Here is a 12,554-nt window from a genome sequence, read left to right on the forward strand (position 1 = left end):
TTACAAACCTAAACGCTTTTTGGTACGGCTATATTCAAGACTTGACCAAACACACATCAAAATCAACACCACAATACGCGCCCATGAATAAATCTCTGCAATCGGACTAATCGCAGCGCGCAACATATTTTGATCTTTAGTGGCTAAACTTTCCGCAATTTTTTGCACATGCACTGCTTCTGCCACAAACAACAATAAGCATAAGGCAATACCAAAAATAATACTTAAATAGATTCGTGCGTTATTTTCAACAATACGCGTTAAATTTAAGAAAAACTGTTGCATTGACCCAGACCATTGAAAAAAGATTCATCTGCATGGTAGCAGATTTAAGCCGTGAGCTGAATTGCCAAGGCACGTTGCACCGCAGGACGTGCAGTGAGACGCTGCATATAAGCCAAAACATGCGGATAGTCTGCCAAATCAATTTGTTGCCACTCATGGCGTAAAATCCAAGGCAAAATTGCCATATCTGCAATCGAGTAATCACCTGCAACATAGTCACGATTTGTAAGCTGCGTATCTAACACCCTGTATAAACGCTTAGTTTCTGCCACATAACGCTCGGTTGCATAAGTAATTCGCTCAGGAGCAAAGCGACTAAAATGATGGTTTTGTCCTAGCATTGGGCCAAAACCACCCATTTGCCACATCAACCATTGCTCTACTTCTATACGCTCAACTGCATCGTTTGGATAAAACTGAGCACTTTTACGAGCTAAGTATTGCAAAATTGCGCCTGATTCAAATACCGAAATTGGCTCACCACGCGGTCCATCTTGATCAACAATGGCAGGAATTTTATTGTTGGGTGAGATTTTTAAAAAATCAGCTTGAAATTGATCATCTTGGCTAATATTGATCAGCACAACTCGATACTCAAATCCCATTTCTTCTAAGGCAATGCTAATTTTATGACCATTGGGGGTGGGCCAATAATAAAGATCAATCATGAACTATTAAACTCCGTTTTTTTAATCAATAGAATTTTTATAACATGCTTTAAGCAGATTTTTTGTAAAGAAAATGTTTTATAAAAACAATTAATTAAAATTTTATAAATAAATTTTTTTATTTTTTTCTTGAAATTTTTTAAGCTAAACCTATATAAAAAATACGCAAACGATCTGTTTTGGATGTTGAGCGTCAGGTTGCGAATATTGAATTGCAGCCACTTATTTGTATGACTTTGCTAACCTTAGGAGGTTTTATCAATGAGTAACATGACTTTAAGCCCATTATTTCGTCGTGGTATTGGCTTTGACCGTTTAAATGATTTCTTCGACTATGCCATGCAAAGCGACACTCCAAATTATCCGCCATATAACATCGAAAAACGCGGTGACAATACTTACCGTATTGTGGTGGCAGCCGCAGGCTTTGATCAAGATGAATTGGCCATTCACCTTGAAAATCGCGTGTTAAGCATTACGGCACAGCCTAAAGCACAAGACCAAGAACAGGTTGAGTTCTTACATAAAGGCATTGCCCGTCGTGCATTTAAACTGTCATTACGTTTGGATGAATATATTGAAGTGCAACAAGCCGATTACCAAAATGGTTTGCTGTCAATTGACTTACAACGCATTATCCCTGAAGAAAAGCTACCGCGCCAAATTCCAATTGGACATCAACTTGAGCAAATTGAAACACAGGCTTAATATTCTTGCCGTAGAATAAGGCATAAAAAAAGCGCTGCAACTGCAGCGCTTTTTGATGGGTGATTACTTTTTCTTTTTCGGTCCAAGTAACATACCCATTTGACGACCTTCCATTTTTGGAGATTGCTCAACAACACCAAAATCAACTACGTCAGCTTCAACTTTTTGTAATTGCGCTAAACCTAATTGTTGATGGGCCATTTCACGACCACGGAAACGAAGGGTGATTTTCACCTTGTTGCCTTCTTCAAGGAACTTGATGATTGAACGTAATTTTACGTTGTAATCACCAACATCAGTACCAGGGCGGAGCTTGATTTCTTTCACCTGTACTTGATGTTGTTTTTTCTTCGCTTCTTTTTGCTTTTGCTTAAGGTCAAACAAATGCTTGTTAAAGTCCATAATTTTACAAACTGGTGGCTCAGCATTGGCAACGATCTCAACCAAGTCAAGATCAACAGCTTCTGCAGCGCGCACGGCGTCTGCTAAGCTTACAATACCTTTTTGCTCACCATTTTCGTCTACAAGACGAACTTCTTTAGCACGAATTTCATCATTCAAAGCAGGACGGTTTGACTTACCGCCCTGTTGATTACGGTCAGGCTGTTTAATCGCTGTTACTCCACAATGTACCGGCCGCGTTCGGCAACGGCTACTTTCACTAAGTCAACGAAAGCATCGATTGACATAGTACCCAAATTTTTCCCTGAGCGGGTACGCACGTTTACAGTACCTTCTTCAACTTCACGGTCACCTAAAACCAGTAAGTAAGGAATACGTTCTAACGTACGTTCACGAATCTTAAAGCCGATTTTCTCATTTCTCAAGTCTGAAATCGCGCGGATACCGCTTTCTTTAAGTTTTGCGACGACTGACTCACACGCTTCGGCTTGTGAATCAGTAATGTTCATCACGCAGGCTTGAGTTGGTGCCAACCAAGGTGGCATAAAGCCTGCATAGTGCTCAATTAAAATACCAATGAAGCGTTCAAAACTGCCTAAGATCGCACGGTGTAACATCACAGGCTGATCACGGTCGTTGTCTTCAGTGACATACGAGGCGTCTAAACGCTCTGGTAAGTTAAAGTCACACTGAATAGTACCACATTGCCATACACGACCTAAGCAGTCTTTTAAAGAGAATTCAATTTTTGGACCGTAGAATGCGCCTTCACCCGGTTGTAATTCCCACTCAAGACCGGCTGCATCTAAAGCATCAGCTAAAGATTTTTCTGCCATATCCCAAAGCGCGTCATCACCTACACGTTTTTCAGGACGTGTAGAGAGTTTCATTTGCACATCTTCAAAACCAAAGTCTTTATAAACATCTAAGGTTAATTTAATGAAGTCTGCAACTTCTTGACCAATCTGTTCTTTAGTACAGAAAATATGCGCGTCATCTTGAGTAAAGCCACGTACACGCATAATGCCATGTAATGAACCCGATGGTTCGTTACGGTGACAAGAACCAAACTCGGCTAAACGTACCGGTAAATCACGGTAAGATTTTAAACCTTGATTGAACACTTGTACGTGACAAGGACAGTTCATAGGTTTAACGGCATAGTTACGATTTTCAGAATGGGTGGTAAACATGTTATCTGCGTAGTTGGCAGCATGTCCTGATTTTTCCCATAAAGTAAAATCAACCACTTGTGGGGTACGAATTTCTTCATAACCATTGTCTTGTTGTACTTTACGCATGTATTGCTCAAGTACTTGGTAAATCGTCCAACCGTTTGGATGCCAGAACACCATACCCGGTGCTTCTTCTTGCATATGGAACAAATCAAGCGCTTTACCAATTTTACGGTGATCGCGTTTTTCTGCTTCTTCAATACGTTTTACATAGGCAGCAAGCTGCTTTTTATCTGCCCAAGCAGTACCGTAAACACGTTGTAATTGTTCGTTTTTCGCATCACCACGCCAGTAAGCACCTGACATTTTAGTCAGTTTAAAGGCTTTTAAGAATTTGGTGTTTGGAACGTGCGGACCACGACACATATCCAAATAGTCTTGATGGTAGTACAAGCCCATTTCGGTTTCTTCAGGCATGTCTGCAATCAAGCGTAATTTGTAGTCTTCGCCACGCGCTGTGAACTCTGCAATCACTTCATCACGCGGTGTCATTTTTTTAATGACATCATAATCTTGGTCGATGAGCTTTTTCATGCGCGCTTCGATGGCAGCCATGTCATCTGGCGTAAACGGCTTTTCACTGAAAATATCGTAATAAAAACCATCTTCAATGACAGGACCAATCACCATCTTCGCTTCAGGGAACAATTGCTTAACCGCATGACCCACTAAATGTGCGCAAGAGTGACGAATGATGTGAACACCATCTTCATCTTTTGGCGTGATGATTTGTAAGGTTGCGTCTTCAGTAATTAAGTCAGAAGCATCAACGAGTTGACCGTTAACACGACCTGCAACTGTATTTTTTGCAAGACCCGGACCGATGCTCAGCGCAACGTCCATCACAGATACGGCTTGATCAAACTGTTTTTGATCGCCATTTGGCAAAGTGATAATTGGCATAGAAAATCCTTAAGGAGTGATGCCCCGTACCATAGAGCATGTCACCGCGAGATTATGATCGAGGAAATTCCTCAAAAGATAAAAACGGTGGATAAATAAAAATCGTCTTGAATTTTACACGGCTTAACCCATGGATTAAACCTTTCGAATTAAAAAAAGCGGCCACAGCCGCTGTTTTTATTGATCCGAGATGAGTGCTACTTGTTGGATGTAGTTAAATAATTTTAACTTCGATGCCGCAAGCTCTTCTTCAGAGACTTGTTTGTTGATATCACGCTGAATTCGTAAAATATGCTGACGAATCGGGTGATGCTCAGCGGCATTGTGCGCCTTCATAAACTCTTTAATGACAGGGTCGCCTTGATTGATCATACGATCAACCCAACGTTGTAACTGTGCAGTTTTTTTCGCGCCTTGTTGTGGCGTTAAGTAAGATAAAATCACGCTTTCATCTTCATTGCGCAATAATTTACCAATACGTAAAAATTGACGACGACGTGCCTCACCTGAAGTGATCGCACGGACATCAAGCAGTGCCTCAATTAAGCGTTCTTCAACAGGGAGATTATTGATTTGCTTAACATTAAGTTGTGCAAGCTGCTCACCTAAAGCGGCCATACGTTGTACGGCTTTTTTCTGTTCGGTTTTACTTGCACGTCCTTCCAAAGATTCAAAGTCTTCTTCGGTAAAACGGGTTGATCGACGTGCCACGATTAATCTGCCTCGTAAAATTTTGCTGCAAATAGTGCTTGAATCTCAGACAAAGCTTTTTCTTCATCTAAACCTTCAATCACCAAGCGTAAAGTTGTGCCCTTGCCTGCACCAAGCATCAGCAAAGACATAATATTTTTTGCATCGACTAATTTGTCACCTTTGCCAATTTGAATCGATGAACGAAATTTGGTAGTGACCTCAATTAGCTTACCAGATGCACGCGCATGTAAACCTAGTTTATTCATTACGTCAACAGTTGTTTCGATCATGACCAGTGCTTCATTTCTCGGTGGAGGACTTGAATAGACCATTTTGCCTCAAGGGCTTGTCTGAGTCTATCGACAATATATACAGAACGGTGTTGCCCACCGGTACAGCCAATCGACACTGTAATATAGTGACGATGCCCTTCGGCAAAGGTTGGCAACCATTTATCTAAAAACCCATGCAGATCATTAAACATCTCATTGACTTGCTCACTTTGGCTTAAAAAATCTTTGACCGGCTGATCAAGTCCTGAATATTGACGTAAGCTTAAATCCCAATGCGGATTGGGTAAATGTCTGACATCAAAGACATAATCGGCATCGAGTGGAATGCCATGCTTATAACCAAAAGATTGTAAAATCACCACCAAGCGCTCATTTTGCCCTAATTTAGACAGCAAAACATGTTTTAAATCATGCACGCTTTTGTCGGTGGTATCAATACTCACTGTTGCGCGCATTTGAATCGGCAAGAGTAATTTTTTTTCTTCTTCAATACATACACTTAAGCTTTGAAAACGACTCGATAATGGATGCGGACGACGTGAGGCACTAAAACGGGCAAATAATTCTTTGTCTTGTGAGCTTAAAAAAATCACTTCAACATCGCCGTGTTGTTGCAATAAAGCAAACACATCATCAAATTCTTGCAAATCAGCACGCGTGCTTCTGACATCTACCCCAAGCGCTAACAGCTCTAGATTATTTTCATAATCAAGTTTAGATACAATTTCAGGAAGCAATGCCAAGGGTAAATTGTCGATACAGTAATAGCCCAAATCCTCTAGCACCTGTAAGGCAGATGATTTACCTGAGCCTGATTGTCCTGTCACAATTAAAATACGCTTCATGGCATTACTCCTTTGAGTTTTTAAGCGCTATGTTTAACCTGTAAGTTATCAATTAAACGTGTTGCACCTAATTTGGCTGCCACAAACAGCACTACATCTTGATCAAACTGCTGAACTTGTTGCAGTTGAGGACTACGTGCCTCTACATAATCGACCTCAAAACCAGCATCCGTTAAGCTTTGACGTAGGATTGCTAAAACATCGGCTAAAGCTTCACCTGCTTGTAACTGTGTTGCCGCAGCTTTTAAGCTTTGATAGATGGTTGGCGCAATAGCACGATGCTCAGGGCTTAAATAACCATTGCGTGAACTTAAAGCCAAACCATCTTCAGCACGGGCAATCGGTACACCAATCACCTCCAGCGGGATGTTTAAATCACGTACAAATTGACGAATCACTGCCAACTGTTGATAGTCTTTTTCCCCAAAGAAAGCATATTTTGGCTGCACCATATTAAATAGTTTGGTCACCACCACCGCAACACCATCAAAATGACCAGGGCGTTGTAAACCACATAAGTCGTTGGTAATACCCCCAACTGAAATATTGGTTAAACGTGGCTGATTGCCATACATTTGTTCAACGGTGGGTGCAAAAACAATGTCACAGCCCACTTCAGCCAATAATCGCTGATCTTGCTCTAAAGTACGTGGATAGCTGTCGAAATCTTCGTTAGGTCCAAATTGAATTGGATTGACAAAAATACTGACCACGACCACATCACACAGTTTTTTGGCTTCACGCACAAGGTTTAAATGACCTTGGTGTAAATTACCCATCGTGGGTACAAAACCAATGATTTTACGTGCTGCACGAGCTGGACTGAGTGATGCACTTAAGCCTTGAATTGTGGTTTCTGTTTTCATTGTTTACAGCTCTACCTGAAAGGTGTGTTCTTTGGCGGGAAAAGATCCATCTAATACGGCCGTATGATAGGCTTTAAAAGCATCTAAAATAGCGGTCTCACCTGCTTGCTCTTTCATAAAGTTACGCACAAATTTTGCTACGCGACCAAAAGTTAAGCCCAACATATCTTGTACAACTAAGACTTGACCATCGGTTGCATTGCCGGCCCCAATGCCAATCACGGGCGTATGTGGAAATAATTCGCTAATTTCTTGTCCCAATTGTGCCGGTACACATTCAAGCAACAATAGCGCAGCACCTGCTTCCACTACAGCCTTACAATCGCTAATCAGTTGATCGGCTGCTTCACGGGTACGTGCTTGAAGCTTATAACCACCCAATACATGAACTGATTGCGGTGTTAAACCTAGATGCACACATACCGGAATACCATTACGGGTTAACACTTCAACAGTTTCGGCCAACCATGCACCACCTTCCATTTTGACCATTTGCGCACCAGCTTGCATCACAGTACGTGAGTTTTGCAAAGCATCGTTTAAAGTGGCATAACTCATAAACGGTAAATCGGTCATAATAAAAGCGTGACTGTTGCCACGGCGTACCGCAGCAGTGTGATAAGCCATATCGTCTACGGTGACAGGCAAAGTCGAATCACGCCCTTGAATAGACATCCCCAAGGAATCGCCAATCAAAATGCTATCAATTTGGGCAATTTCCATGGCTTTGGCCATACTGGCGTCATAACATGTAAGACATGAAAATTTACGTGCTTCAGCTTTAAAGCGGCGCAAATCGCTTAGACTAATCATGTAGCTATTCCTCTATGGAAGTAAAAGGACATCCCTAAAAAATATTATAATGCTGCCCAATCGGCATCAGCGCAAACGGCTAAACTTGCCTGTTGAACCAAGGCTAAGTCCTGTAGTTTTTGACCTTTCACCTGTAAATGTGGGTCGAGATCTAAAAGTGGCAACACCACAAACTCACGCTCCAACACACCCACATGTGGCACAGTTAGACGCTCATTTTGAATGTGTTGATCAGCATAGAGTAATAAGTCCAGATCTAAAGTGCGTTCGCCCCAATGACGTAAGCGTACACGACCAGCTTCTTGCTCAAAGCGTTGTAATTGATCCAACAAAGCAAGCGGCGCTAAATCTGTACTGAGTTGCACCACAGCATTCAAATAATCCGGTTGATCTTGTGGACCCATGGGTGGGGTTTGGTACAACTTAGAGGTTTTGACCTGACCTAAAGTGGCAAGTTTTGCCACCGCTTCGGTTAAAATTTCTTTTGAATCGCCAAGATTGCTGCCTAAGCCAATATAGGTGATGATCATTGTGTTGGTCCAAAAATCACTTGTGTTAAATCACGTTGAACGCGTTTACGTTTTAAAATCGGATGATCATGACCAATCGTGCCATCGGTACTGCCTGATGCCACCGAACGCTGCACCTGGGTTTGTACTTCTTGCTTGGCTTTACGCTGACGACGGCTACGTGATTCAGGCTCTTGCACCAAAGGCTCAAGCTCTTGTGGCTGTCTTGCCAACACCACGTCATCTTCATGCGATTTTGAACGACGGCTCTTGCTACGTTGACGGTTATACTGTCCAATCACACGTTCTTTTTGATCACTGCTCATGATCTGATAAGCATCCCACCATTCGCCCATGCCTTGGGTGGTAGTGTCGCCTGATTTTTCACGTAACAATAAAAAGTCAAACCCAGCACGGAAACGCGCATGTCCTGATAATGCTTCAATTTGTTGTGGTTTTGGATTGAGCAAACGCGTTTGCATTTCCCAAACTTCACGAATAAAAGTTTCGGCAAAACGTGGAATTACAGTACGGGTACTTTGACGTTTAAGCACATCTAAGCCTGCTTGAGCGCGTGCTTCGGCGGCCACAACACCTTTATGTTGATAAAAATGACAACGTTCTAGGAACTGTTCCCACAACAATACCGCATAGAAAAATGCAGGATTAATGGTTTTACCAATTGAAATACGTTGATCGGTATTTTTTGCTGCACGTTCAATAAATGGCGTGATTTTAGGTGCAATATCAGCAAACAATTGTTGCCAAATACCAAACTCAATCAACATTGGCATCACACGATTTAAGTGACCCATGGTAAAGAGTTTTTGTGACTCATCGTATAAACGGTGTGGCGATACATCACGTAATAAGTACGCTGCTTCTGGATTAAAGATGTCTAAAATTTCAGGTGCAATACTAAAATTTAATTTGGCTGCAAAACGTAAGGTACGCAGCATACGCACTGGATCTTCTTCAAAACGCGTTTGCGGATCACCCAACAGACGTAAAGTTTTATGTTTAATATCATCGGCTGCATTACAAAAATCCAGCACAATGCCTTTACGCGGTTGGTAATACATGGCATTAATTGAAAAGTCCCGACGAACAAAGTCTTGCTCAATCGTGCCCCAATTATTATCACGTAAAATCATGCCTTGGGCTGATGTTACCGCTTTTTTGGGTGGCGCACGGAAAGTGGCTACTTCGACCAATTCACGACCTGAATAAACATGTGCCAATTCAAAACGACGACCGATAATTCGGCAACGACGACCGAATACTTCCTTGATTTGGCTTGGAGTCGCATTCGTGACAGCGTCAAAATCCTTTGGATTAAGACCAAGCATTAAGTCACGAACACCACCGCCCACAATATAAGCTTCATAACCTGCTTTGGTTAAAGCATCGATGACATCTAAAATATAAGAAGGTAATTGTGCGGTAGATAAACCGCATTTTGACGCGCGCAAGGTTTGCAAAAGACGCTGTCTCCTACGTCTGAACGTAATTTTATTAAGATAACGCTAATCATATCGCTTAGCTGCTCAAAGGGCAATTTGATAATCCATTAGAAATTATCGAAGCAGGCTTAAGATCAGCTGTTTTATGCAAAATTGGCTTATAAAGCCAGTCGCGCGCGATTTTTTTCTAATAACTTAGGTCCAATACCTTTGACATTTTCAAGCTCTTCAATACGCTTAAAGCCACCATGTTGCTGGCGATAATCAATAATGGCTTGGGCTTTTTTAGCCCCCACGCCTGACAATTGCTGTAATTCTGCCAAGGATGCCCGATTTAAACTGACTTTACCAGCTGTAGTGGTAGTTGCACCCGTTACTTGGGTACTGGGTTTACCTAAATAATAATTGGGATCTTGAGCTGCTTTTTTGGCCTGTAAGCGCATATCTATGGCTTGTTGCTCGGCTTGCCATTTGGCATAGTCACGATCAAATTGATTCGCCTGTGTTGGATGGGCGAACATGAGTAACAACAGTATCACGATGATGGGCATGATGAGCCTCCTTGGCAGTTTTGGCCGCCTCCCATAATTGATCCATCTCAGCGAGGCTCATCTGATCAACTGATTTGCCTTGTAACAAGGCCTGTTGTTCGATATAAGCAAAACGGCTACGAAACTTATGGATGGTGCCAAGTAATGCGCTTTCACTTGATACTCCTAGTTTACGCCCAACATTGACCAATGAGAACAAACAATCGCCAAACTCGTCTTGAATCTCGTCGGAATGCCCATTTTGCATGGCCTGTTGTAGTTCACTCAATTCTTCTTCTAATTTCTCATACGCATCTTCTACATGTGCAAAATCAAAACCAATTTTAGCGGCATTTTTTTGCATGGCTTCGGCCTGTTGTAAACTTGGACCCGGTTTAATGGCATCTAAGCGGGCTTGCGGCTTGCCTTGTTTTTCTTGGTTTTTAATATCTTGCCATAAATTAGACACTTGTTCAGGCGTTAACTGCTCAAATTTTTCTGCTTCAAATACATGAGGATGGCGACGAATCAATTTTTGTGTAATAGCATCAACCACATCCTGAAAATCAAATGCACCTTGTTCACTATACATTTGCGCTTGAAACACCACTTGCAGCAATAAGTCACCCAATTCATCCCGAATATCATTCAGATTGCCACTACGCACTGCATCTTCAACTTCGTATGCTTCTTCAATGGCGTAACGGGTGAGGCTGTGTGGGGTTTGCTCGCGATCCCAAGGGCACTTTTCGCGTAATTCGCGCATAATATCAAGTAACTGTTGCATGGTTGTGTAGCTCTTTTGCTTTATGACGAGTATAAATAAAAAAACCCAGTCATAAAGACTGGGCTTATGTGCCTAAACAGAAATTAACGTTTAAATTTCTTTTCAGCTTTCTTAAATTTCTGTACATAACGACGTTTACGCGCAGCTGCACGTTCGTCCATTTGTGACTTACGTCCTTCAAATGGGTTTTCTGAGGTTTTAAACTCAATACGTACAGGCGTACCTTCAAGTTTATACACTTTACGGAATACGTTTTCTAAATAACGACGGTAATCGGCAGGCGTTTTATCGACTTTGTTACCATGAATCACAATCGTTGGTGGGTTTTGACCACCAATATGTGCATAACGCATTTTAATACGACGACCTTGTACCATACCCGGTTGATGCGCTTCGGTTGCATCATTTAAGATTTGGGTAATTTTAGCAGGCGATACTTTTAAGCGTGCTGAATCATAGGCACGGTGGATAGAAGGATAAAGATCACCAACACCCGTACCATGTAATGCAGAAATTAAATGCACTCTTGCCCAAGGAATAAAGTCAAAGCGACGTTCAATGTCGAGTTTACATTGCTTACGGTCATACTCGGTCATGTTGTCCCATTTGTTGACCGCAATCACCATGGCACGACCAGCTTCTAACGCATAGCCAATTAAATGTAAATCTTGCTCAACAATACCGTCACGTGCATCAACCACCACCACAATCACGTTGGCGTCTTTAATGGCTTGGAGTGTTTTAACAATCGAGAATTTCTCGATCATTTCATCCACTTTACCCTTACGACGTACACCGGCGGTGTCAATCAGCGTATATTTACGTTCATCACGTTCAAACGGAATATAGACCGAGTCACGCGTTGTACCCGGTTGGTCAAAGGCAACCACACGTTCTTCACCCAATAAACGGTTCACAAGTGTTGATTTACCCACGTTTGGACGACCAATGATCGCTAAACGTAAACCTGTGTCTTTGTCGTGTTCATCTGGATTTTCATCTTCAGGCACATCGTGTAACACTTCTTCAAGCATTTGTTGCACACCACGACCGTGGCTGGCTGCCACTTGCATCGGCTCGCCCATACCGAGTTTATAAAACTCAACCAAGGCAGCTTCGGCATGTACACCATCAACCTTGTTGGCTACAAGGAAAACTTTTTTACCAAGTGTACGTAAATCACGGGCAATTTGTTCGTCAGAGGCAAGCAAACCTGCACGAGCATCCACCACAAAAATAATCATGTCTGCTTCGTGAATGGCAGTTTTTGATTGCTCTGCCATGTAATTGTCGATCCCACCTTCGGATTCGCCAATACCACCTGTATCTACCACGATAAAGGATTTGTTTTGGTAGGTCGCATCACCATATTTACGGTCACGAGTCAGACCTGCAAAGTCTGCCACCAGTGCGTCACGGCTCTTGGTAATTTGGTTGAACAGCGTTGATTTTCCGACGTTCGGACGACCAATGAGCGCAATTACGGGTTTCATAGATTAACCTTATAGTTAAGATCGGCCATTCATTAAGTGGCCTGAACATCAGAAACAATGG

15 protein-coding genes are annotated in these 12,554 nt (G+C 42.2%); 1 reads left to right on the plus strand and 14 read right to left on the minus strand.

The features are described from left to right. Entirely contained in the window at positions 1 to 285 is a 285-nt protein-coding gene (locus Q0Z55_RS05095; RefSeq protein ID WP_297425084.1) for a hypothetical protein, read from the minus strand. Between the two features lie 44 nt (positions 286 to 329). Then, on the minus strand, positions 330 to 953 hold the full coding sequence (locus Q0Z55_RS05100) for a glutathione S-transferase N-terminal domain-containing protein (protein ID WP_297425087.1): 624 nt from the start codon (positions 951 to 953) through the stop codon (positions 330 to 332). 261 nt (positions 954 to 1,214) lie between these two features. Here Q0Z55_RS05100 and Q0Z55_RS05105 point away from each other — a divergent pair, with 261 nt between their 5' ends. After that, positions 1,215 to 1,661: an Hsp20 family protein gene (locus tag Q0Z55_RS05105; protein ID WP_297425091.1), complete on the plus strand. Its 447-nt coding sequence runs from the start codon at positions 1,215 to 1,217 to the stop codon at positions 1,659 to 1,661. 63 nt (positions 1,662 to 1,724) lie between these two features. Here the strand turns inward: Q0Z55_RS05105 and infC are convergent, their stop codons facing one another. The 12 genes from infC to der form a co-directional block, all read right to left on the minus strand. Further along, positions 1,725 to 2,273 (minus strand): translation initiation factor IF-3, encoded by a 549-nt coding sequence (gene infC, locus Q0Z55_RS05110; protein WP_297425260.1) that lies wholly within the window; start codon positions 2,271 to 2,273, stop codon positions 1,725 to 1,727. A 5-nt stretch (positions 2,274 to 2,278) separates the two neighbouring features. Further along, positions 2,279 to 4,201 (minus strand): threonine--tRNA ligase, encoded by a 1,923-nt coding sequence (gene thrS, locus Q0Z55_RS05115; RefSeq protein ID WP_297425095.1) that lies wholly within the window; start codon positions 4,199 to 4,201, stop codon positions 2,279 to 2,281. Between the two features lie 177 nt (positions 4,202 to 4,378). Further along, a complete protein-coding gene (gene yjgA, locus Q0Z55_RS05120; protein ID WP_297425098.1) occupies positions 4,379 to 4,912 on the minus strand; it encodes a ribosome biogenesis factor YjgA in 534 nt (177 codons plus the stop codon). Between the two features lie 2 nt (positions 4,913 to 4,914). After that, a complete protein-coding gene (locus tag Q0Z55_RS05125; RefSeq protein ID WP_297425101.1) occupies positions 4,915 to 5,184 on the minus strand; it encodes an HPr family phosphocarrier protein in 270 nt (89 codons plus the stop codon). After that, a complete protein-coding gene (gene rapZ, locus Q0Z55_RS05130; protein ID WP_297425104.1) occupies positions 5,181 to 6,032 on the minus strand; it encodes an RNase adapter RapZ in 852 nt (283 codons plus the stop codon). The genes Q0Z55_RS05125 and rapZ overlap by 4 nt, the downstream gene beginning before the upstream one ends. Before the next feature lie 20 nt (positions 6,033 to 6,052). Further along, positions 6,053 to 6,898: a pantoate--beta-alanine ligase gene (gene panC, locus Q0Z55_RS05135; protein WP_297425107.1), complete on the minus strand. Its 846-nt coding sequence runs from the start codon at positions 6,896 to 6,898 to the stop codon at positions 6,053 to 6,055. Positions 6,899 to 6,901: 3 nt separating this feature from the next. Further along, positions 6,902 to 7,711, minus strand: a complete 810-nt coding sequence (gene panB / locus Q0Z55_RS05140; protein ID WP_297425109.1) for a 3-methyl-2-oxobutanoate hydroxymethyltransferase — start codon at positions 7,709 to 7,711, stop codon at positions 6,902 to 6,904. Positions 7,712 to 7,755: 44 nt separating this feature from the next. After that, complete coding sequence (gene folK / locus Q0Z55_RS05145; RefSeq protein WP_297425114.1) at positions 7,756 to 8,241, minus strand: 2-amino-4-hydroxy-6-hydroxymethyldihydropteridine diphosphokinase; 486 nt, start codon at positions 8,239 to 8,241, stop codon at positions 7,756 to 7,758. Further along, on the minus strand, positions 8,238 to 9,701 hold the full coding sequence (pcnB, locus tag Q0Z55_RS05150) for a polynucleotide adenylyltransferase PcnB (protein ID WP_297425117.1): 1,464 nt from the start codon (positions 9,699 to 9,701) through the stop codon (positions 8,238 to 8,240). The genes folK and pcnB overlap by 4 nt, the downstream gene beginning before the upstream one ends. Positions 9,702 to 9,841: 140 nt before the next feature. Beyond that, on the minus strand, positions 9,842 to 10,234 hold the full coding sequence (locus tag Q0Z55_RS05155; protein ID WP_297425120.1) for a ComEA family DNA-binding protein: 393 nt from the start codon (positions 10,232 to 10,234) through the stop codon (positions 9,842 to 9,844). After that, positions 10,170 to 11,000 (minus strand): nucleoside triphosphate pyrophosphohydrolase, encoded by an 831-nt coding sequence (gene mazG, locus Q0Z55_RS05160; RefSeq protein ID WP_297425122.1) that lies wholly within the window; start codon positions 10,998 to 11,000, stop codon positions 10,170 to 10,172. The genes Q0Z55_RS05155 and mazG overlap by 65 nt, the downstream gene beginning before the upstream one ends. An 83-nt stretch (positions 11,001 to 11,083) precedes the next feature. Then, a complete protein-coding gene (gene der, locus Q0Z55_RS05165; protein WP_297425125.1) occupies positions 11,084 to 12,493 on the minus strand; it encodes a ribosome biogenesis GTPase Der in 1,410 nt (469 codons plus the stop codon). Positions 12,494 to 12,554: the final 61 nt, after the last annotated feature.

It is taken from the genome of uncultured Acinetobacter sp. (assembly GCF_947626835.1).
Lineage (GTDB): Bacteria > Pseudomonadota > Gammaproteobacteria > Pseudomonadales > Moraxellaceae > Acinetobacter.

Bases quoted from the DNA above. Each gene is read 5' to 3' on its own strand.
- Q0Z55_RS05155 (WP_297425120.1), bottom strand. From the start codon at position 10,234: ATGCCCATCATCGTGATACTGTTGTTACTCATGTTCGCCCATCCAACA.
- thrS (WP_297425095.1), bottom strand. From the start codon at position 4,201: ATGCCAATTATCACTTTGCCAAATGGCGATCAAAAACAGTTTGATCAA.
- Q0Z55_RS05100 (WP_297425087.1), bottom strand. From the start codon at position 953: ATGATTGATCTTTATTATTGGCCCACCCCCAATGGTCATAAAATTAGC.
- folK (WP_297425114.1), bottom strand. From the start codon at position 8,241: ATGATCATCACCTATATTGGCTTAGGCAGCAATCTTGGCGATTCAAAA.
- der (WP_297425125.1), bottom strand. From the start codon at position 12,493: ATGAAACCCGTAATTGCGCTCATTGGTCGTCCGAACGTCGGAAAATCA.
- rapZ (WP_297425104.1), bottom strand. From the start codon at position 6,032: ATGAAGCGTATTTTAATTGTGACAGGACAATCAGGCTCAGGTAAATCA.
- Q0Z55_RS05095 (WP_297425084.1), bottom strand. From the start codon at position 285: ATGCAACAGTTTTTCTTAAATTTAACGCGTATTGTTGAAAATAACGCA.
- panB (WP_297425109.1), bottom strand. From the start codon at position 7,711: ATGATTAGTCTAAGCGATTTGCGCCGCTTTAAAGCTGAAGCACGTAAA.
- Q0Z55_RS05125 (WP_297425101.1), bottom strand. From the start codon at position 5,184: ATGATCGAAACAACTGTTGACGTAATGAATAAACTAGGTTTACATGCG.
- panC (WP_297425107.1), bottom strand. From the start codon at position 6,898: ATGAAAACAGAAACCACAATTCAAGGCTTAAGTGCATCACTCAGTCCA.
- Q0Z55_RS05105 (WP_297425091.1), top strand. From the start codon at position 1,215: ATGAGTAACATGACTTTAAGCCCATTATTTCGTCGTGGTATTGGCTTT.
- mazG (WP_297425122.1), bottom strand. From the start codon at position 11,000: ATGCAACAGTTACTTGATATTATGCGCGAATTACGCGAAAAGTGCCCT.